Genomic DNA, 21,324 nt, shown 5'->3' with positions numbered 1-21,324 from the left:
GTAAATATGGACCTTTGGGCGCGGCGTTGCAATGTTAATGGGGTTCACGAAACCCGGCGTTATTGGCGGCGCGATGCACGGCGTCGATCACAAGGTCGGGATCGGCGTGATGCGGCATATGGCCGACGCCGGGCATGCGGATCAGGTTGGCGTTGGGCAACTGACGGCTGAGCGGTTCAGAATGCACAGCAAGCGGCACAATGGTGTCGTCTTCGCCGTGCAGGATTTCCACTGGCATGGTCAGGGTGGGGTATTGCGCCGACATTTCCACCACGGCGGGCCGCAGGGTGGCGATTTGGCTGGCATTGGCGCGCAGGCTGTCACGGCGCAGCGTCAGCCCCGCACCAATCCGGGCGCCATATCCCGGCGGCACCTGTTGCGGGGCAAAAATACCCTCCAACGCGCTGGAAATCCGCGATTTTGGCGCAAAGGCGGTGATCAGTGGCACCACCAAACGCCCCCCCAACCAAGAGGCATTGACGTGGTAAAGCGTGTCGATCCCACCGGGCCAGGGGTTCGACACCGCCCCAAGAAGAACCAGCGCGCGGGTCTCCTCTGGGCGTTCCAGGGCCCAGGCCAGCGCCACCGCCCCGCCAAAGGAATGGCCAAGCACAACCGGGTTTTTGACACCCAGTTTGTCGGCGGCCCTTTGCAGCAACCGCGCCTGTTCCTGTGGGGTTTCGCCATGGCTGTGCAGCCGTTCGGTCCAGCCCAATCCGGGCCGGTCCAGCGCAATCACCCGAAAATCCCGGCTGAGCGGTTCGATCAACCCAAAGGTAAAGTCGCGCAGATTGCCCGATGCCCCGTGCAGCATCACCAGATCCGGGCCTTCGCCCCGCACCAGCGCATGCACGCTTATGCCATCGACATCCAGAATGCGGCCGGTTGGACCGAATTCCGCTTCTGCCCGGGCCTCGACAAAATCGGCCCGGCGGTCGATCAGAAAATTCCCCCCGCCAACGCGGCAACACACAGCAAGGCAAGGGGCAGATGCGGGATCATGTCAGCGCCGAAGGTCCGTGGACTTGCTACCGATTTCGGCAAGGTCATACGGGGTTGTCAGATAGATCTCGCTGATCCAATTGCCGTAGAGCAAATGCGCGTGACTGCGCCACCGGTTCTGCGGCTTCTTTGAGGCGTCATCATCCGGGTAATAATTGACGGGCACATTGATCGGCGTGCCGCCAGCGACATCGCGGTCATATTCGTCTTTCAAAGACGCGCTGTCATATTCAAAATGGTTGAAGATATAAAGCGCGCGGTGGGCGCGATCTTCGACCAGACAGGGGCCAACCTGATCGCTGCCCAGCAAGGTGCGCAACCCATCGGCATGATCGATTTCCGGTTGCTTCATCTCTGTCCAGCGGCTGACGGGGATGACGCAATCATCGGAAAAGCCGCGAAGATAGGGTGATGCAGGCTCCAGATTGGCATGACGAAAACAGCCAAATGCCTTTGCATCCAACAGATGTTTCTGCACCCCGTGGAAATAATTGATCATCGCCATACCGCCCCAGCACACGCCAAAGGTGGAATGGACATGGGTCTGTGTCCAGTCAAAAACCTCGCACAATTCATCCCAATAGGTCACATCCTCGAACGGCAGATGTTCGATCGGGGCACCGGTGATGATCAGACCATCGAATTTCTCGTCCCGAACCTCGCGGAAGGGGCGATAGAAATTTTCCATATGCTCGGCGCTGGTGGTTTTGGATTCATGTTCGCTCATCCGGATAAGCGACAGTTCGATCTGTAGCGGCGAGGCCCCAATCAACCGGGCAAATTGCGTTTCGGTTGCGATCTTCTTGGGCATCAGGTTCAACAGCGCGATGCGCAGCGGGCGAATATCCTGATGCGCGGCCTGACCTTCCGACATGACCATCACGCCCTCGCGCGAAAGCACGTCAAAGGCAGGCAGGTCGTCAGGCATCTTGATGGGCATCGGATTGGAACTCTTTTCAGGGTGTGGGAGGCCAATAGCTAGGCGGTTTACCCGCGTCGATCAATGGCTTGTGCGACCAAATTGTCAAAGCTTGCCTGGTCGGTCACGGCGGCGATTTCCTCGGCTGTGACGGTGACGCCCCAATTGCGTGCCATCGCCTGATAGAGCGGCTGACGGTGGGCCAGAGCGCGGCCATAGGTCCAACGGATGAAATCATCGGGATCGACCGCGGCCTCGGGACAGGATTTTTCAGCCAGATAATCCGCCCAGCAGCGCGCCAGGAATTGGGGCTGATAGGCCATGGGTTTTGGGGCGCGGTTGAACCGGCGAATCAATTCCTGGGTATGGGCATCGGACCCTTTGATCCAGATCATAAGTGTCTGGGATGACAGGGTTTTCAATATCGTATCATTGGGGTCTTCGGGATTGACCCATTCACAGATCGACCCGCCGGTGTCGCAGATGAAATCGCGGTAACCATAAAGCGCTTGCGCCCGTTCGATGAAATAACCGGTGTCCAAAAGGGCGCTGATTTCGGCCTGACGGAATTGTTCCTGACGGCGGGTGTATTCGGTCATTTCCATGCCGCCGCGCGCCGGGTCGCCCGGTTTGCCCAGATAGGTGGATACCGGCGCGAGGTTCGAAAACGAGATGTTGGAGCCGATAAAGATCGAATCCGACATCAACAGATCGCGCAGGAATGGCACCTGCATCGCGTGGGCCTTGGCATTATCGGCGATATATTCGCCCATATAACGCGTGCCGATGCGGTAATCTATCGAGTAATGGAACCAACTGCCTGCGTCCCGCAAGGTGTTGGAAACATGCGTTTTCCCCAGGCCGGACATGCCAAAGAACAACACGCGTTTCTGGTCCGCCTTGCGCCAGTCCGCGGCACTCTCATAGAGCATGGTCATCGTATGTGGCCTTGTGTTTTTTGCCCGAATTGTGATCGGTTAACACGAACGTGACACATGCAAAAGCCCCGCCGCAGGATTGCGCCGGGGCCGGTGATGACCTTCGTGGTCACATCAAAAGGCAAAGCCGATCGTGATGCCGAAACCGGTTGCTGTGTTGTCGGTGAAAACCGTGGGTGATCCGGTGTCTGCGTCGCCCAACCAGGCATGTTCGATGCCGGCGGTGATCTTGGCCGTGCCGAGGCGATAGCTGCCGCCGATTCCGACAGAAGTATAGCCGTCAGTGGGGGACAACCGGCTGGCAACGCCGCCTTTTTTCTCTTCATATCCGACGCGGGCAAACAGCGACAGATCGTCGGTCACCTGACGACCAACACCCAGTTGATAGGTGAAGACGTCATTGTCAAAGCTGGTGATTTCGCTGCCGGTTTCCGCCATATAGGCCCCCGGCGCGACCGACCATTTCGACCATTCGGTCCAGCGGATCGAGCCAAAGACCAGGGTCTTGGGGGCGACGCCGGATTGAAAATCAAGGGTGATCGATTGGGGCATGGTGATCGGTGCCTTGGTCGTGGTCGAAACCGCCGAAACCGTCGATGGCAATGACAGCTTGGTATAGCTTTCATCGGCGTCAAATTCATGTTCGATTTCAGAACGATAGGTCAGTGCCACGCGCAATGCGTATTCCGGGATCTGATAGGCCGCACCAACGACAAAGCCGACATCGGTTTCCGTCGAACTGGACGCGGTGTAATCGCTGATGATGCTGCCGGGCAGGGGGCCGCCACCCAGGGCCGCCGGGCCATCCGGGTCAGACGCGATATTGGCCAGTGTGACCGGCACCACAATATCCGCCGAAGAGGTCAGCAAGCTGGCCCCGCCATAGACGGCAAAGCGGTCCGAAAAGTCGTATTTCACCAGCGTGTCGATGGCCGTGCTGCGCCATTTCGCGGTCAGACCTTCGTAAAATCCTTCGCCATAGGCGGCATTGGCACCATATGGCTGTGACATCAGGACCGCAAAATCAAGCTGGTCGCTCAGCTGGATTTTAAGGCCAAAACCGATGTTGGTGCTTTTGCCGCCATGTCGCCGGTGCCACCACCACCAAGGAACGCCGGATAATCGCCTTCGACGTTGGGGTTGGTTTGTTTGAACGAGAATTGTACATAATTGCCTTCTTCGAACAGGATCAACTCCGCCGGACGGTCACGTTCGATTCCTCCCGCCTGAGCGATACCTGCAACAAGGCACACCGCTGACGCGGCACTGGCTACATATTTCATTGAATTTTCCTGTCTCTTCCCAGGAACCACGCTACTGGCAGGATGGTTTACCGGTCAATTATTGACCCAGCGTAAACCCTTGGGTTGTGCCGCTACGTTACTTTTTTATGACAAACTATTGATTGCACCGTTAGCTCAATGACAATCAACCACGGGTGTTGGCGCGGATGTTCAGGTAATTCCCGGCAAAGATGATCACAGCGCCCAACAAAACAAAGGGGTCCAGCGGTTCGGCGTAAAGCAGCACACCAACCACCGCGATCACGGGAAGTCGGGCAAAGTCGATTGGCATTACAACCGAAGCGGGAGCAAGCCTCAGCGCGGTTGTCAGGCAGAAGTGCGCGACCAGGCCCGCCAGGGCGATCAGACAGATCCACGGCAGGTTCGCTAGGGTCGGCAGTGAAATGTCGCCATCATAGCCGGCAAAGGCCAATCCCAGCCCGGATTGCATCACCGCCAGCCAGAACAGAATGCAGGTGATGCTTGCGGTGCGGGTCAGACGGCGGGTGAACACCGCAGATCCGGCAAAACCGATCGCCGCCAATGCCGCCGTCAGCTGACCAAATTGAAGCGTTTCGGGGCTGGGCCGGGTCACGACCAGGATGCCGATGAACCCGATGATGGTTGAAAACACCCCGATCCGGGTCAGCCGTTCACCAAGGATCAGCGGCGCAAGCAGGATCACCCAAAACGGTGATGTGAATTCCAACGCAAATACTTGGGCCAGCGGCAGCACAGTGATGGAGTAAAACCAAAGGTTCTGACCCGCGAAATGGCTGATGTTGCGCACCAGGTGCAGTCCCAGATTGCGGCGGTTGACCTGATTGATCGTGCCTGCGGCGGTGGCGACGGTGATGACAATCGCGACACCGATCAGGCTGCGAAACAGCATGATTTCAAAGGTATCGAGATCAAGGCTGACCGCGCGTCCGGCAATGGCCATCGACGTGAAACTGACGATTGCGCCGATCATCCAGAGCGCTGCACGGACCGTATCATTCATGGGAAAACCGTTTCAAACTGTGAAGAGGCCATTGGTGGAACAAGGCAAATGATCTTGCGGCGCAAGTGATCATATCGCGGCGTCTTTGGAAATAGCGGGCTGCGCAAAAAAGTGGCAGATGACAAAGCCAGCTGCGTTTTATCGGCCCCCATTGGATGGGGACCGGGGGGAACCGCGCCGGGCGCGTCGCCGCCGATCAGACCGGGTTGAAGGTTGGGCTGGGGTGCAGGTCAACCGTGGTTTTTCAGGTCTGAACTTCCGCCGCCGCACGCGCCTCGGCGCTATGGGCCTCGGTCACGCCCAACATTTCCTCGACCAGTGCGACCAGCGCGACTTCATGTTCCTCGCGAATGCCATCGGCAATCACCACCGCCCATAGCGCCTCGGCGATAAGCCGACGGTCCTGATAATCGACATGATCGCGCAATTTGGCCACAAACTCTGGTGTGTCGGGCACTTCGGATTCCAGCCGTTCGCACTCGGCGCGCATCTTGGCGGCGGCGACAGGTTTCAACCCGTTTCGATGTGCAAGGATGCGGTCAATCTGCTCCAGCTCTTCGAACAGATAGACATGGTCGGCCTTTGCCACCCGCACCAAAAGCGCGCCAAGCGCGTGGGCGGCATCAAGTTCGGGCAGGGGCTGATCGGGGGCTTCACCGCCGCTGAACAGCCGCGTCAAGCGGTCAAAGAGTGTTGGCATAGCGGATTTCCCTGTGTGATCGGTATGGGCGGCGACGGCGACGTTACGGTCTGGCCCGGTTGCGCTCTTCCTTGGTTATGACATGCGGGGCGGCCACCGGCGACCAGTTGGGCGGGGCATAGAACGGGGTGGCCTTCCATTGGCCGGACATTCGGTCGCCAAGTATCCTTTTGGCAAAGCTGATCACCAACCGCCCCAAACCGCGATCCTTGGCCGGTTTGTGGGGGCCATGCCCGAAAACCGTGTTGGCATGGGCGACAACACGACCCAATTCGCGGTCCTCGCCCTGGTGCGATGCACAGAACAACGACACAAACGGAAGTTTCGCCGATTTCAGCGTGTTGCAGACCGGGGTGTTGCAACAACTGGTGTGCCAGCGGCTCAGCCCCTTGGGCGAGAGTTTCAGCAACGCCAGATTTTCCGCCCCACGCACAAAGCTGACCTGAGCCGGGCTGATCTGCAACAGATCAGAGCCGCCCGCAGGACCAAGAATATCAGCCCCCAGATGGCGCGCGAAGGTTTGGCAATCCGCGCAATAACACATCAACCGGGTGCCCGTGCGGGGCGCGGTGACATGCCATTCAGTGGCGCCGCAGGTGCAGGAAAAAACACTGTTCATTGGACAAGGCTAGCGGGAAGCCGTAGCAGCGGCAAGACGATGTCTGGGCCTGTCATGCTTCTTTCGTGGAATTGGCATACGGGTGTAACATCATCCGGTCACTTGCCCGTCATATCCAAAATATTGGGAGATTCCTTATGTCTATATCCTTGTCCCGCCGCGGTTTTCTGGCTGGCACCGCCGGCATGATCGCGCTGCATCCGTTTTCGCTGCGCGCCGCCACAAATCAGGCGCACCTGCGGATCATGGAAACCACTGACCTGCATGTGCATGTGTTTCCCTATGACTATTACGGCGACCGTCCGACCGACACCGTCGGGCTGGCCCGCACCGCTGCGCTGATCAATGACATCCGCGCCGAGGCGACAAATGCGCTGTTGATCGACAACGGCGATTTCCTTCAGGGCAACCCGATGGGCGATTACATCGCCTATGAGCGCGGCATGAAAGCGGGCGACATGCACCCGGTCATTGCGGCGATGAACACGCTGGGCTTTGACGCATCGACACTGGGCAATCACGAGTTCAACTATGGTCTGAGCTTTCTGGAAAAATCGCTGGCGGGGGCGAATTTCCCGGTGGTCTGCGCCAATGTTGCCAAGAAACTGGGGGCCTCGCCGCGCGAAGACGAGACGCTTTTGCCGCCTTATGTGATCCTGGATCATACTGTCACCGACGGCGCGGGCGAGGATCATGCCATCCGGGTTGGTCTGATCGGCTTTGTGCCGCCGCAGATCATGGGCTGGGATCGTCGCCACCTGGAGGGCAACGTGCAGGCGCGTGACATCGTTGATACCGCCAAGGCCTATGTGCCGCAGATGATCGAAGAAGGCTGCGATATTGTTGTCGCGCTCTGCCATTCCGGCATTGGGGCGGCGGACCATGCCGATGGCATGGAAAACGCGGCGATCCCGCTGGCGGCTGTTGATGGCATTGATGCGATCCTGACCGGGCACAGCCATCTGGTTTTCCCCTCGTCGAACTATGCCGACTTTAGCGGTTTGGATGTCGGAACCGGCACAATCATGGGCAAACCTGCCGTCATGGGCGGGTTCTGGGGATCGCACATGGGGTTGATTGACCTGATGATCGAACGCGACGGCGCAGGCTGGCGTGTGTTGTCGCATACATCCGAGGCGCGTCCGATTTACGAACGTGATGCCGATCGCAAGGTGAATGCACTGGTGGAAAGCGCCCCGGCGGTTCTGGCCTCTGTGCAGCAGGAACACGACGAAACCCTGGCCTATGTCCGCCGCGCGGTGGGCAAGACCGACGCCCCGCTGCACAGCTATTTCGCGCTGGTGGCGGATGACCCCTCGGTGCAGGTCGTGTCAAACGCACAGGAATGGTACATCACCCAGATGATGGTCGGCACCGAACACGAAGGTCTGGCAATCCTGTCAGCTGCTGCTCCGTTCAAGGCCGGTGGCCGGGGGGACCGGAGTATTACACCGATGTCGCCGTCGGCGATGTGGCGATCAAGAACGTCTCCGACCTCTACCTCTATCCCAACACCGTGCGCGCGGTGCGCGTCACCGGGGCCGAGGTCAAGGATTGGCTGGAACGCTCTGCCGGTATGTTCAACCAGATCACACCCGGCGCCCAAGATGCGCCTTTGCTGAATGATGCCTTCCCAAGCTATAATTTCGACGTGATCGACGGCGTGACCTATCAGATCGACCTGTCGCAACCGTCGCGTTACGGCCCCAAAGGGGAAATTGAAAACGAAGGCGCAAGCCGTATCGTCAACCTGATGTATGCCGGCGCGCCGATTGATCCGGCGCAGGAGTTCATCATTGCCACCAACAACTATCGCGCCGGTGGCGGCGGATCGTTCCCCGGTGCCACGCCGGAAACCACCGTGTTCGAAGGCCCCGACACCAACCGCGATGTGATTGTGCGCTATATCGTGGAAAAAGGCACCATCAGCCCGCGTGCCGATGGCAACTGGTCCTTTGCACCGATGGCGGGCACCACTGTGATCTTTGAAACCGGCCCGGCGGGTGCACAATATGCCGATGGCGTGCCGGGTGTGTCGCTGGAAGAGGTCGGGATGTCGGACAGCGGATTTGCTCAATTCCGCATCGCGCTCTGATCTATTTGATCATTGTACGGGCTCTCATCCCTTAAGCATCTTGCAACCCCGGAGCTTCGCGCTTCGGGGTTGTCTTGTTTTATGGTTTTCGCCAGTCTGACCGGTCATAAGCTATTTCAATGACACGGATTTTCGGATGAACAATAAGCAAAAGGAATTGATGGAATACCTGCGGGTCTATGTGATGATCTGGCAAAAAATAGATTTTATCTGGGGCATGTTCATCACCTCCTACATTCCGCTGTTTGGCTTCCTGCATTTCTATCAGGGTGACATCGGTGCTGTGTTTGCCGTGATGATCGTGGTGGCAATTGCCGGATTTACCTTGATCAACGCCACCGCATTGCGGGACCATTATGAAATTGCGGTGACCATGAGCACCGAATTTCGCAAGCACAACAAGGATTTCCAGGATTTGAACGGCGCGTTGTCGCGCACCTCACACAACGGCAAAGCTGCGATGGTGCTGATGACCCACGGATGCGCCTTTGCTGGATTCCTGTTCCTGATGGCCGTGCGCGTGGCCAAGCGACACTGCGTCGAAGGCAGCGACGGTTGGATCTGCACCCTCGCCAGCTTCGCGGGGTAGATTGGGGTTCAACCCACCGTTCCCACGCCTCAACCCACGCAGTACAAGCCGGGCCAGCGGCGGCCCGCGGGATGCCGCAACCCCGGTTGTTCGGGTCACTTTATCCCGTCAAATCCGGAAGACCTCAAAGCGATGCGCTTGCGTCACCAAAGCGGCAGCCCGGGGGGCGGGCCGCCGCTGGCCCGGCGCCTTCGGCTTGATTCCGGGCTGGCGACCCATAGAGTAGACAAATGAAAAGATATGTTCGTCGCTAACTAGCGACCTGTGACCGCGGATGGATTTCGCAATATGACAGAGAATGCACTAAGCGACGATGACTTGAAACTTTTGGCCACATCGGACGCCGAAATTCGCGTGAACCTAGAAAAATTTAGTTTCGACATCGACGCTTTCCTAAAGCGCCTGTCACAAGGCGAAAGATGGCAACAGCTACTCGTAGCTCATTTGTTTTTCGAGCATGTTGTCTCAGAGCTTTTGTCGGAAGCACTTCCTCAACCAGATGAAATGGACGTAAGCAGACTTCCCTTCGCCCAAAGGGTAAACCTATGCGCCGCGTTAGGATTGTTGCCGACAGAAATGTTGCCCGCCATCAAGGTGATCAACAGATTAAGAAATAGAGCGGCGCACAAATTGGATTTTTTGGTTTCTAGTAAACACGTTGCCGACCTAATAAACGTAGTTCCTCCTTTTTTGAAAGACGCTGTAACAAGTAGCCAAGATCGTCAGGAGACCGGACCGATTAGGTTTCACGAAGCGCTATATGCAGTGATCCTCCAAGTGGATATCTTCAGACAACATCATGGCGTGCAAAGAAAGCTCGGAGAGAAGGCTTCAATTCGGTTGCGGTCTGTGTTGGACAAGGATCCAAGGGCTAAGTTCGTTCCCTGATCAAACCAACCGCGACACATCCTTCGCCGCCCGCACAAAATCTTTGAACAGCGGATGCGGCTCGAACGGTTTTGATTTCAATTCCGGGTGGAACTGTACGCCGATGAACCATGGGTGATCCTGCCATTCCACGATCTCTGGCAGCTTGCCATCCGGGGACATGCCGGAAAACACCAGACCGTGTTCTTCAAGCTTGTCCTTGTACTTGATATCCACCTCATAGCGGTGGCGGTGGCGTTCGTCGATTGCGGTGCCGCCATAGATGCTGGCCACCTTGGAGCCGTCTTTCAGCGTCGCGTCATAGGCGCCCAGACGCATGGTGCCGCCCTTGTCATCATCGGTCGACCGAGAGACCTTGGCGTTGCCCTGCACCCATTCTTTCAGGTGATAGACCACCGGTTCGAAGCGTTTCTTGCCGGCCTCGTGGTCAAATTCCTCGGACCCGGCGCCGGACACGCCGGCCACATTGCGCGCGGCTTCGATCACCGCCATCTGCATGCCAAGACAGATGCCGAGATAGGGCACCTTGTGCTCGCGGGCGAATTGCGCCGCCTTGATCTTGCCCTCGGTGCCGCGTTCGCCAAAGCCGCCGGGCACAAGGATGGCGTGGTAGCCTTCCAGATGAATGGCGGGATCTTCATCTTCGAAAATCTCGGCATCGACCCATTCGACCTTGACCCGTACCCGATTGGCCATGCCGCCATGGGTCAGCGCCTCGGCGATGGATTTATAGGCGTCTTCCAGCTGAATGTATTTGCCGACAATCGCCACCCGCACTTCGCCTTCGGCGTTGTGGATTCGGTCGCTGACGTCTTCCCATTTGCTCAGATCGGGTTTGGGGGCAGGGGAAATCTGAAACGCATCCAGAACCGCCTGGTCCAGCCCCTCGCGGTGATAGGCCAGCGGCGCGTCATAGATCGTCGCCATATCCTGGGCCGCGATCACGCTGTCGGGGCGGACGTTACAGAACAGCGCCAGCTTGTCGCGTTCCTTCTTTGGGATCGGACCTTCGGAGCGGCAGACAAGGATGTCGGGCGCAATACCGATGCTGCGCAATTCCTTGACCGAGTGCTGGGTCGGTTTGGTTTTCAACTCACCCGCCGCCTTCATCCACGGCAGCAGCGTCAGATGCATGAAGATACATTGGCCACGCGGCTTGTCCTGGCTGAACTGGCGAATGGCCTCAAAGAACGGCAGACCCTCGATGTCGCCGACGGTGCCGCCAATCTCGCACAGCATGAAATCGACCTCATCTTCGCCAATCGAGATGAAGTCTTTGATTTCATTGGTGACATGCGGGATCACCTGAATTGTTTTTCCAAGGTAATCGCCCCGGCGTTCATTTTCCAGAACATTGGAATAGATCCGCCCCGAGGACACAGAATCCGTCATGCGCGCGGCAACACCGGTAAATCGCTCGTAGTGCCCAAGGTCGAGGTCAGTTTCCGCGCCGTCGTCGGTCACGAAAACCTCGCCATGTTCAAACGGTGACATGGTGCCGGGATCGACGTTCAAATAGGGGTCAAGCTTGCGCAGGCGGACCGAAAAGCCGCGTGCTTGCAACAGCGCGCCCAATGCGGCCGAGGCCAAACCCTTGCCAAGCGAAGACACAACACCGCCGGTGATAAAGATAAAGCGTGCCATTGGCCCTGGAAACTCCCGTGAACATCATTGGTTTTGCGGTCCGGCGATAGGTCGACGAATCCGTCGAAAAACCGCAGTATCACGGGATTTCACCCCTATAGGATTCGGACGCATTTGACAAGCCAACCGCAATATCCTGTTGCGGTTGGTTGTGTTATCTCAAATTGTTGTAGATTTGCCGCCACATAGGCTGTGGCAGGCATTGTTTTGATCGGATTCGATCCGGCTTAGATCCGGCGGTTATTCCGCCCGCGGCACCAAGGGCGCGTTTTCATCTGCGCCCGGGGGCAGCAAATCTTCGCCACCCGGCAAGGACGGGGTCGAGGGCGTGTCGGCCTCTTCTGTGCTGCCCGGTGTCAGCCGGTCGATGACCGAAGATCCTGCGGAATTCTGCGCGGCAATGATGGTCAATGTGATCGAGGTCACAATGAAGGCTGCGGCCAGAACCCAGGTGATTTTTCCCAGCGCCGTGGCTGCGGATCGGCCAGAGACGGCCCCACCGCCGCCGCCGCCCATGCCAAGACCGCCGCCTTCAGAACGTTGCATCAGCACGACGCCGATCAGGGCCAGCGCCAAAAGCAGGTGGATAATGAGAACGACGTTTTGCATGGAGCCTCGCGGGGTGATGTTGCGGGGGTATGTAGGCGCAAAGGGCAGGGGGTGCAACCCGTCACGCGCCGCTAGGATGACACCGGCGCGCAAATGCATCGACCAAAGGGAAAAAGGGGGCCAGCCCCCTCGGCCTTTGGCCTCACCCCCGGGATATTTTTGGTCAGATGAAAACAAAAGGGGCGATTTGCCCCGTTCAGTTGCAAAATACTTTGGCCGTGGCAGGTGGGCGTCGATGCGGTTGCTTCGGCTGATTCAGGCGTCGACATCATCGACATCCGCCTGACCGGAAAGCTTGCGGCGCACGATGGACCAGCTCAGGCCAATTCCAAGAACCACCGAGAGCGCCAGGATGCCAAGCCATGTGTTGAGGTTGCGATTGCCCAGTGTCAGCACGCCGTAATCGTAAAGCACCCAGAGCAGTGCCGCGACAATTGCCGCCACAAGGAACATGCCAAAGGCCCCGATCGAACGCAGGGTCGCGCGCAGATAGATGATATAGCCCACCACCAGCAGAAGCCCCAGCAACAAGACCATCGGCAGTTGCGTGGCATAGTTCTGTGTTGCCCAACCGATGAAATTGTATTTTGTCGGGTTGAAGGTGGCAGCCACCAGAACAAAGGCGAAAACCCAGCGGACAAGAAAACCCATGATGGCCCCTAAATTTGAAACAGGCTGATTTTGAACAGGTTGAGGTTTAGCGCATCCCGCGCCGCTGTCCAGTCTGGCATTCCTGTCTTGGCCCGCGGGTGAAAAGCGTGCCGGAGTGCGCGCCGTGGTGCGGCGTATTACGGGTTGTTCGTGCTTCGGGCTGTGGTCTTGTTCCTTGGTTTTTGCTTTGTGACAATTTGGTGGTTTCACAGCCGGGGCGCAGCGGCTATATCGGCGCGGGTTTGACATCCGGACAGGATCCGGGATCACGAGAGGAAAGGGTGAGATATGGCCAATGTTGTCGTGGTCGGCGCACAATGGGGCGACGAAGGAAAAGGCAAGATCGTGGATTGGCTCAGCGAACGGGCTGATGTCATCGCGCGCTTCCAAGGTGGCCATAACGCGGGCCATACCCTTGTGATTGACGGCAAGGTCTACAAGCTGCATGCGCTGCCATCCGGCGTTGTGCGCGGTGGCAAGCTGTCGGTGATTGGCAACGGTGTGGTGCTTGATCCCTGGCATCTGTTGAAAGAGATCGAGACAATTCGTGCGCAGGGTGTGGATATCACGCCGGAGACGTTGATGATTGCCGAAAACACCCCTTTGATCCTGCCGTATCACGGTGAATTGGACCGTGCCCGCGAAGAAGCGGCCAGCAAGGGCACCAAGATCGGCACCACCGGGCGCGGCATTGGGCCGTGTTACGAAGACAAGGTTGGCCGGCGCGCCGTTCGGGTGGCCGATCTGGCGGATCCCGCCACGCTTGAGGCCCGGGTCGACCGCGCCTTGCAACACCATGATCCGCTGCGCAAGGGACTGGGGGTTGAAGCGATTGACCGCGACGCTTTGGTTGCCGAGCTCAAGGAAATTGCCCCCCGGATTCTGGCCTATGCCGCACCGGTCTGGAAGGTGATGAATGACAAGCGCAAGGCGGGCAAACGCATTCTGTTTGAAGGGGCGCAAGGCGCGTTGCTGGACATTGATTTCGGCACCTATCCTTTTGTCACCTCGTCCAATGTGATTGCCGGGCAGGCGGCCACAGGGGTCGGGATTGGCCCCGGTGCGATTGATTACGTGCTGGGCATCGTCAAAGCCTATACCACACGCGTGGGCGAAGGTCCGTTCCCGACGGAGCTGGACGATGCGGATGGTCAGCGTCTTGGCGAACGTGGGCATGAATTTGGCACCACCACCGGGCGCAAGCGCCGCTGTGGCTGGTTTGACGCCGCTTTGGTGCGCCAGACCTGTGCCACCTCGGGCGTCAATGGCATTTCCTTGACCAAACTGGATGTGCTGGACGGGTTTGACACGTTGAAGATCTGCACCGGCTATGAGTTGGACGGACAGACGCTGGATTATCTTCCGACAGCGGCCGATCAACAGGCGCGTTGCAAACCGGTGTATGAAGAGGTGCCGGGTTGGCACGAAAGCACCGAAGGCGCGCGCAGCTGGAATGATCTGCCGGGCAATGCGGTGAAATATGTCCGCCGGATCGAAGAGTTGATCGAATGCCCGGTGGCGCTGTTGTCGACCTCGCCAGAGCGCGATGACACGATCCTTGTCACCGACCCGTTTGCGGATTGATCTGATGTCGGCAAAACCCGGATTGAGCTATAAGGCGCGGCGGCGCTGGTCGTTGATCATCCTGTTGGTCGGTTTGCCGATCTATGTGGTGGTGGCGATCAGCCTTGTCGGGCTGATGAACCGGCCCTCGAATTCTTGTCGAGCTGCTGATTTATGTCGGGCTTGGGATTGTCTGGGCGCTGCCGTTCAAATTCATTTTCCGGGGGGTCGGCCAGGCCGACCCCGATGCGGATGACGGGATGGATGACGGATCTGGCGTGTGACTTGACGTAGGGTCACACGCAATACGTGTGATGCGCCGCACATTTTTGCGCCAAAGTAGATTGCCGGTGATCGCCTGGCCGGTCTAGTTTTCAATATGGCTTCGATTTCGCGCCCATATTCTGATGACAGACCGTTTCTTGGCATCTTGTTGATGTTGGGATTCTGTATTCTTGCCCCATTGGGCGATGCAATTGTCAAATTGCTGGGCGAAACTGTGCCGCTGCTGGAAATCCTGACGATCCGGTTTCTGATTCAGGCTGTGTTGCTGGCCGTTCTGGTGGCTGTGACCGGGCGCAGCTGGCATATGACGCGGCGGGTGTTCTGGCTTGCCTGGCTGCGGGCGGTTTTGCATATCGCGGGGATTGCGGCGGTGTTTGTGTCACTGCGGTATCTTCCCATCGCCGAAGCGATTGCCATCGCCTATGTCATGCCCTTTCTGATGCTGTTGCTGGGGCGTTTTGTGTTGCATGAACACATTGGGCCGCGCCGTGCCTGGGCCTGTGCTGTGGGGTTCGTGGGTACGATGTTGGTGGTGCAGCCGACCTTTGTCGATGTGGGCTGGCCTGCGCTGATCCCGTTGTTGGTGGCGGTTATTTTCTCTGCCTTCATGCTGGTCACACGTCAGATTGCCCGCGAAACGGATCCGGTGTCACTTCAGGCGGTAAATGGTGTCATGGCCTCTATCGTGTTGGTGCCATTGTCTCTCATGATTGGCGGCAGTGACGATCCGATGCTGCACTATGTGGTGTTGTTGCCGCGTGAATTATATCTGTTGGCGGCCATTGGTCTGACCGGTACGGCGGCGCATTTGTTGATGACATGGTCCTTGCGCTTTGCGCCATCTGCGACGCTGGCGCCGATGCAATATCTGGAAATTCCGGTCGCGACCCTTGTGGGCTGGGTCATCTTTTCCGATCTGCCCAATGGGCTGGCGGCGATTGGGATCTGTGTCACAATGGCCGCCGGTCTTTACATTGTCATGCACGAGCGTTCCATGGCGCGGACGATGCCGCCTGAACAGCCCTGACAGCCGCATTCAGACAGTTGCGCGGCAGGATCACCAGCATGCCGGGGGCGTCCATCGACAATGTAACGGTCTGGGCAGCCGCCTCGTTCGAGGTGCCTGCCCGAAAGGCGGGGGCGAACTCCAGCCCGTCGATGGGCCAGCGCAGCCCGGTTGATGCGCCGGTCACGGCGGTCATCGGGAACAGCGACACCCTTGTGTCGATGTCCAGTGACAGTGTCAGCTGTGGCGGTGCGTGAAACACCACATCTTCGCGGCCGATCAGGATGCACTGTATGTTTGGGCGCGCCGCCAACCGGTTGAAGACCGACAATTGATGATCGACCCGCGCGCCCATGAACCCCAGACCCAATATCAGTGGCGCGGAAATATTGCGCAGGCATTTGTCGAAATCGGTGCTGTCCTGTTCGGCAATGTGATGCAAACTGTCGGCGGGCAGGGCAGCCTTTGTCGCATCGCTAAGGGAATCAAAATCGCCGATCACCGCTTCGGGGGTAATCCCCAGTTGCAACAACGCCGTCGCCCCGCCATCGGCGGCCACCGCCCGTTTGGCCCAGGTCCGGGCCAGGGTCACATCCGCCTGATCAATGTCACCGCCGCCCGCCAGCAGGATTGGTTCCGAGGCTGAAACAATAGGGTCATTCATGGCATTTTAGCTTCATTTTGGGAAAGTGGTCACAATCAGGTCACGAAATGATACGGTCTTCGGCATAGATTCGGGCCGCTTTGGGCGTGACCATCATGTTAAACATGGCTTTGCTGGTATTTGGAAGGCGAGTAACCGATGGTACAGACGAACAAGATCCTGACCGTCTCCTATGGTACATTTTCATGTACATTGGAGGGCTTTGACGACTCATTCGAAACGATGAAGGCGATTGCGGAGTATTTTCGCGATCTCGCGTCAGATGATCGATATTTTGGTGCTGAACCCCCGACACCAGATGCCGAGATGTTGGCGCGGATTGCCGAACGAGAGATTTCCCGCCGGGTCGAGGCCCGGGTGTCCGACGATGGCATTGTATTGCGGCCTTCGCTGGCGGCGGTTGACCAACCAAGCGCCCCGGTGGCCGATTCCGTGCCCCCGACAGAAGTTGCGCCCATGGCGCAGGCTCCAGAGGTGGAGACGCCAGAGGAGCAGGCGCCGGTCGCTAAGGAACCAGAGGTCAGCGAAACTGCCGATCCCGCGGGTGACACGCTGGGCGTTGCGGCGGATGTGGCCGAAACAATGGTTCAGGACCTTGTTGCCGAGCAGGACGATACAGCCGCAGATGCCGTTGTCGAAGACGCGGTCGTTGATACCATGCCGCAGGTTGATCAGCCCGAAACAGTGGATCACGACGCCGAATTGACCGCCGCCGCCCTGGGGCTGAGTGACACTATCGACCGGGATGTCGCGGAAGACCTGGACGAGGATATGTCGGAACCCACCCCCGATCCGGTGATCCCGGCGGTTTCCGATTCCATGGCCGAAAAACTCGCCCGTATTCGCGCGGTTGTGGCTCCACGCATGGCGCAGGAGCCGCGTGAAACCGCGCCAGTGGAAACGGTTGATGTGCAGCCCGATCCAACGCTCGACAACATCATGTCGACGCTGAGCTCCGGCGACGCGGACGACGATCTGGCTGTGACTGATACGGTCGCGGTGGATGCAGATGTGCTCGACGAAGTTGCAGTGGATGACGTTGCCGCCGAAGACGCCGCAGCCGACACAAAGCCGCAAAAACAGGTGTTCGAAGGCCGCTTTGATGGTGGTGACATCGACGAAGATGACGACGAAGACGACCTGCTGGAAGACAACGATCTGGACGTCGCCGAAAGTGTCAGCGCCGAAGAACCTGTCCTTGCCGCCCCCCAGATCGACACGCCGGAAGACACAGCAACGCCCGAGGTCGAGACCCCCGCTCAATTCGTGGCCCCGGTGGTCGAAGACACCGCACCAGACACCGCACCAGAGCCCGCCCGCCCGCAGCGCATTGCGCCGCGTCGCCCGGTGCGTGTGGTCAAGGTGCGCCGCGCGCTCAAAGACACGGTCAAGCCGAAACCACCGGTGGAAACCAGCCTGACGCCAGAAGACGAGGCCGATCTGGTCGCCGAGCTGGCCAAGGTCGAAGCGGAATTGCAGACAGCGGCAACACCCGCGCAGGACGATGTCAAAGCGGCGGTTGCCGATCAGCTTTCAGCGGAAGTTGAGACAGAAGCCGAAGATCAGGCGCTGTCCGAAGATACCGCCGCCGACATTGCAGCCGTTGTCGAGGATACAACCCGCGCCGTACGTGCCATGGCACGACGGGAGCGGCGCGATAATTTCGCCGAGGACGAGGGCGATGTGTCGCGATTGATGGCTGCGACCAACGAACAATTGCGGGAACCCGAAGGCCAATCGCGCCGCAATGCAATTGCCCATCTGCGCGCGGCCGTGGCCGCCACACGGGCCGATCGCAGCGGCGATGTCAAAGCGGAATCAGATCCGCGCGACGCCTATCGCAATGATCTGGCCCAGGCCGTGCGCCCGCGTCGCACCGCAGGCGACGAAGACCATGATCGCCCACGCGCCGCACCATTGAAACTGGTCGCGGAGCAACGTGTGGATCTGGTCGACGCCAAGCAAAAGACCGCAGCACGGGCCGACGAATCGCCGCGCCCACATCAAGCAGCACCCGCAGTCGACGAAACAACCGATGCGACGGATGGCTTTGCCGCATTTGCCGAAGCTGCCGGTGCCACCGGCTTGCCCGATCTGCTGGAGGCCGCTGCGGCCTATATGTCCTTTGTGGAAGGTCGCGATGAATTCTCGCGTCCGCAGCTGATGACCAAGGTGCGCCAGGTCGAAGGCAGCGACAGCAGCCGTGAAGACCGGTTGCGTGGCTTCGGCCAGCTTCTGCGTGAGGGCAAGATCGAAAAGGTGCAGGGCGGTCGGTTCACCGCATCCGAAAGCATCGGGTTCCGTCCGAACAAACGCGCCGTCGGCTAAGCGTCAGACGAACAACTTGTAAACGACGACCAGACATTTGGCCGGGGCGCTTTGCCCCGGCCTTTTGCTGTCAGCAGTTCGGCACATTCACTGCCAATCCGCCCAGCGACGTTTCCTTGTATTTTTCATGCATGTCTGCGCCGGTCTGACGCATGGTTTCGATCACTGCATCCAGCGGCACCAGATGTTGGCCGTCGCCGCGCAGCGCCAATGACGCCGCCGAAACCGCCTTGATCGCGCCCAGCCCATTGCGTTCGATACAGGGCACCTGCACCAATCCCTTGACCGGATCACAGGTCATGCCAAGATGATGCTCTAGTGCGATTTCCGCTGCATTTTCAATTTGTTCCGGCGTTCCCTTCATCACGGCACACAGCCCCGCTGCGGCCATGGCGGCGGCAGAGCCGACCTCGGCCTGGCACCCGGCCTCGGCACCGGAAATAGAGGCGTTGAATTTCACCAGCCCACCAATCGCCGATGCGGTCAAAAGAAAGTCTTCGACGCCCGCGCGGCTGGCCCCCGGCACATGATCAAGCCAATAGCGGATCACCGCCGGCACAACCCCCGCAGCGCCATTGGTTGGCGCGGTCACGACCTGATTTCCGGCGGCGTTTTCCTCGTTCACCGCCATGGCATAGGTCGACATCCAGTCGTTGATCGTGTGCGGCGCGCTCTGGTTCATGCCGCGTTCCGCGATCAGGGCATCATGGATTTTTCGGGCGCGACGGCGGACATTCAACCCTCCGGGCAGAACACCTTCGTTTGCCAGGCCCCGGTCAATGCACTCGTTCATCACCTGCCAGATCTTGTCCAACCCCTGTTTCAGGCTGTCACGACCGCCGCGCGAAATCTCGTTCGCGCGTTTCATCTCGGCAATGGATTTGTCGGAAATCTTCGCCATTTCAATCATTTCCGCTGCTGTCTTGAACGGATATGGCACCGGCGCGCCTTCGTCTTTGTCGCGACCTTCGGCCAATTCGGCCGCCGTCATCACAAAGCCACCGCCAATGGAATAATATGTTTCCGACAGCGTGACATCGCCCTGGGCATCGGTGGCACGCAGCACCATGCCATTGGAATGCCCGGGCAGGTTTGGCCCGAAATCGAACACCAGATCCGACTTGGGATCAAAGGCCAAGACCCCAAGTTCTGCGGGACAGATGGTTTTTTCCGCTGCGATCCGCGCCAACTCTGTCTTGGCGCGGTCGGCGTCATAGGTTTCCGGCGTGAACCCGGCCAGCCCAAGGATGGTTGCGCGGTCCGTGGCGTGGCCCACGCCGGTAAAGGCAAGTGAGCCATGAAGAGTGGCCTGCAATCCCTTGAATTCAAACGGGGATGCGCGCATCAGTTCAAGAAAGCGCGCCGCCGCCACCATCGGACCCATGGTGTGCGAGGACGAGGGGCCAATGCCGATTTTGAACATCTCGAACACGGATAGAAACATCTTGGGCATCCCTTGGGCAATGGTCTTTGGGTTTCTTTAACATGGTCTGCGGCACGGTCTGTAGCGCCGATCCGATCCTGCGGTGATTCACGGCCCGACACCGGGCGATTGTTCAAGAATACCCGGCCTTTGACCGCAAAAAAGGCTGGAAAACGACCTGACGTGCCCGAAATGACACTGCCCTGCGATGAAATCACGGTGTAGATGGCAATCTTTGCGGTAAATCGCACTCGCAACCCCGGATGTGATTTCATATAACCCTGCATAGCTTGAGGGAGTCACTGTCAATGTCCAAAGAATTATCACCGATAGACAAGGCCAAGTTCGTCGCGGCAAAGCGCGCAGCTGACTTTGTCGAAGATGGAATGCGTGTGGGTTTGGGCACCGGGTCAACTGCGGCCTGGTTGGTGCGATGCCTGGGTGAGCGGGTGCAGCAAGAGGGCCTGCGGTTCCGCGGCGTGCCGACGTCAACCCGGACAGCGGAATTGGCGCGTGAGGTCGGGATCAAGGTTGTCAGCCTGGACGAGGCCCGTTGGCTGGATGTCACCATTGACGGGGCGGATGAATTTGACGCTGATTTCAACCTGATAAAGGGCGGCGGCGGTGCGCTGCTGCAAGAAAAAATCGTGGCCACGGCCTCGGATCAGATGATCGTTGTGGCCGATGCGGCCAAGCGGGTCGAACATCTCGGGGCGTTTCCGCTGCCGGTTGAGGTGATCCCGTTTGGGTGGCCGACATCCCAGGCGCTGATCGAAGAAATGCTGATAACACTGGATGTTATGGGGCGAAGCTCAAGCTTGCGGATGACCGGCGATGCGCCCTATGTGACGGATAAGGGCAATCACATCCTTGACCTGCATCTGGGCCGCATTGGCGACCCGCGCCAATTGGCCATGGTGTTGAACCAGGTCCCCGGTGTGGTTGAAAACGGGCTGTTCGTGGATATCTGCGACACAGTCATCGTTGGCTACGGTGACGGGCGCATCGAATTGCGCGACATCAACTCTGGCACTGTCGAGACCGAAAAACTGGACTTTGTCGAAAACGACAACATATTCGCCGATCTCGGCGATCCGAAAGACAATTAAGGTTCG

At 58.6% G+C, this 21,324-nt stretch carries 19 protein-coding genes and 2 pseudogenes; 8 read left to right on the top strand and 13 right to left on the bottom strand.

Annotation, left to right across the window (positions count from 1 at the left end):
* Positions 1–34 precede the first annotated feature (34 nt).
* The 8 genes from AC0L4F_RS07590 to AC0L4F_RS07555 all read right to left on the bottom strand — a co-directional run bounded on the left by AC0L4F_RS07590 (position 35) and on the right by AC0L4F_RS07555 (position 6,464).
* Complete coding sequence (locus tag AC0L4F_RS07590) at positions 35–973, bottom strand: alpha/beta fold hydrolase (protein WP_244687019.1); 939 nt, start codon at positions 971–973, stop codon at positions 35–37.
* A 30-nt stretch (positions 974–1,003) separates the two neighbouring features.
* Positions 1,004–1,942: a homoserine O-acetyltransferase MetA gene (gene metA / locus AC0L4F_RS07585; protein ID WP_244687017.1), complete on the bottom strand. Its 939-nt coding sequence runs from the start codon at positions 1,940–1,942 to the stop codon at positions 1,004–1,006.
* 47 nt (positions 1,943–1,989) lie between these two features.
* On the bottom strand, positions 1,990–2,853 hold the full coding sequence (locus AC0L4F_RS07580) for an ATPase (RefSeq protein ID WP_244687678.1): 864 nt from the start codon (positions 2,851–2,853) through the stop codon (positions 1,990–1,992).
* A gap of 120 nt (positions 2,854–2,973) precedes the next feature.
* Positions 2,974–3,870, bottom strand: a complete 897-nt coding sequence (locus AC0L4F_RS07575) for an OmpP1/FadL family transporter (RefSeq protein WP_244687015.1) — start codon at positions 3,868–3,870, stop codon at positions 2,974–2,976.
* A gap of 26 nt (positions 3,871–3,896) precedes the next feature.
* Complete coding sequence (locus AC0L4F_RS07570) at positions 3,897–4,142, bottom strand: hypothetical protein (RefSeq protein ID WP_244687013.1); 246 nt, start codon at positions 4,140–4,142, stop codon at positions 3,897–3,899.
* A gap of 145 nt (positions 4,143–4,287) precedes the next feature.
* Positions 4,288–5,145, bottom strand: a complete 858-nt coding sequence (locus tag AC0L4F_RS07565) for a DMT family transporter (protein ID WP_244687011.1) — start codon at positions 5,143–5,145, stop codon at positions 4,288–4,290.
* A 244-nt stretch (positions 5,146–5,389) separates the two neighbouring features.
* Entirely contained in the window at positions 5,390–5,845 is a 456-nt protein-coding gene (locus tag AC0L4F_RS07560) for a tellurite resistance TerB family protein (protein WP_244687009.1), read from the bottom strand.
* A 43-nt stretch (positions 5,846–5,888) separates the two neighbouring features.
* Complete coding sequence (locus tag AC0L4F_RS07555) at positions 5,889–6,464, bottom strand: DUF6151 family protein (RefSeq protein ID WP_244687006.1); 576 nt, start codon at positions 6,462–6,464, stop codon at positions 5,889–5,891.
* Between the two features lie 137 nt (positions 6,465–6,601).
* Here AC0L4F_RS07555 and AC0L4F_RS07550 point away from each other — a divergent pair.
* The 3 genes and pseudogenes from AC0L4F_RS07550 to AC0L4F_RS07540 all read left to right on the top strand — a co-directional run bounded on the left by AC0L4F_RS07550 (position 6,602) and on the right by AC0L4F_RS07540 (position 10,036).
* Positions 6,602–8,559 (top strand): annotated as a pseudogene (locus AC0L4F_RS07550) (bifunctional 2',3'-cyclic-nucleotide 2'-phosphodiesterase/3'-nucleotidase).
* 136 nt (positions 8,560–8,695) lie between these two features.
* Entirely contained in the window at positions 8,696–9,148 is a 453-nt protein-coding gene (locus AC0L4F_RS07545) for a hypothetical protein (RefSeq protein WP_244687003.1), read from the top strand.
* 288 nt (positions 9,149–9,436) lie between these two features.
* Positions 9,437–10,036, top strand: coding sequence for a hypothetical protein (locus tag AC0L4F_RS07540; RefSeq protein WP_244687000.1), 600 nt, complete (start codon positions 9,437–9,439; stop codon positions 10,034–10,036).
* Here the strand turns inward: AC0L4F_RS07540 and AC0L4F_RS07535 are convergent, their stop codons facing one another.
* The 3 genes from AC0L4F_RS07535 to AC0L4F_RS07525 all read right to left on the bottom strand — a co-directional run bounded on the left by AC0L4F_RS07535 (position 10,037) and on the right by AC0L4F_RS07525 (position 12,940).
* Complete coding sequence (locus AC0L4F_RS07535; protein WP_244686998.1) at positions 10,037–11,680, bottom strand: CTP synthase; 1,644 nt, start codon at positions 11,678–11,680, stop codon at positions 10,037–10,039.
* Between the two features lie 240 nt (positions 11,681–11,920).
* Positions 11,921–12,289, bottom strand: a complete 369-nt coding sequence (gene secG / locus AC0L4F_RS07530; protein WP_244686996.1) for a preprotein translocase subunit SecG — start codon at positions 12,287–12,289, stop codon at positions 11,921–11,923.
* A gap of 255 nt (positions 12,290–12,544) precedes the next feature.
* On the bottom strand, positions 12,545–12,940 hold the full coding sequence (locus AC0L4F_RS07525) for a DUF6524 family protein (protein ID WP_244686994.1): 396 nt from the start codon (positions 12,938–12,940) through the stop codon (positions 12,545–12,547).
* A 288-nt stretch (positions 12,941–13,228) separates the two neighbouring features.
* Between AC0L4F_RS07525 and AC0L4F_RS07520 the strand changes: the two genes are divergently transcribed.
* The 3 genes and pseudogenes from AC0L4F_RS07520 (at position 13,229) to AC0L4F_RS07510 (ending at position 15,815) form a co-directional block, all read left to right on the top strand.
* Positions 13,229–14,524: an adenylosuccinate synthase gene (locus AC0L4F_RS07520; RefSeq protein ID WP_244686992.1), complete on the top strand. Its 1,296-nt coding sequence runs from the start codon at positions 13,229–13,231 to the stop codon at positions 14,522–14,524.
* Positions 14,525–14,528: 4 nt separating this feature from the next.
* Positions 14,529–14,787 (top strand): annotated as a pseudogene (locus tag AC0L4F_RS07515) (DUF2842 domain-containing protein).
* A 152-nt stretch (positions 14,788–14,939) separates the two neighbouring features.
* Positions 14,940–15,815, top strand: coding sequence for a DMT family transporter (locus AC0L4F_RS07510; protein WP_244686990.1), 876 nt, complete (start codon positions 14,940–14,942; stop codon positions 15,813–15,815).
* On the opposite strand, the gene AC0L4F_RS07505 is transcribed toward AC0L4F_RS07510, so the two are convergent.
* The gene (locus tag AC0L4F_RS07505; protein WP_244686988.1) at positions 15,766–16,458 is read right to left on the bottom strand and encodes a thiamine diphosphokinase; all 693 of its coding nucleotides are present in this window, start codon (positions 16,456–16,458) and stop codon (positions 15,766–15,768) included. The two genes, AC0L4F_RS07510 and AC0L4F_RS07505, sit on opposite strands and share 50 nt — an antisense overlap.
* A gap of 138 nt (positions 16,459–16,596) precedes the next feature.
* Here AC0L4F_RS07505 and AC0L4F_RS07500 point away from each other — a divergent pair, with 138 nt between their 5' ends.
* Entirely contained in the window at positions 16,597–18,786 is a 2,190-nt protein-coding gene (locus tag AC0L4F_RS07500; protein ID WP_244686985.1) for a hypothetical protein, read from the top strand.
* Positions 18,787–18,856: 70 nt separating this feature from the next.
* Here AC0L4F_RS07500 and AC0L4F_RS07495 read toward each other — a convergent pair whose 3' ends face one another.
* Positions 18,857–20,230: an L-serine ammonia-lyase gene (locus AC0L4F_RS07495; RefSeq protein WP_244686983.1), complete on the bottom strand. Its 1,374-nt coding sequence runs from the start codon at positions 20,228–20,230 to the stop codon at positions 18,857–18,859.
* Positions 20,231–20,517: 287 nt separating this feature from the next.
* Here AC0L4F_RS07495 and rpiA point away from each other — a divergent pair, with 287 nt between their 5' ends.
* Complete coding sequence (gene rpiA / locus AC0L4F_RS07490; RefSeq protein WP_244686981.1) at positions 20,518–21,318, top strand: ribose-5-phosphate isomerase RpiA; 801 nt, start codon at positions 20,518–20,520, stop codon at positions 21,316–21,318.
* The last annotated feature ends 6 nt before the right edge of the window (positions 21,319–21,324 follow it).

The sequence above is a fragment of the Marinovum sp. J2-8 genome (genome assembly GCF_055808435.1).
This window is presented reverse-complemented; position numbering and strand designations above follow the sequence as displayed.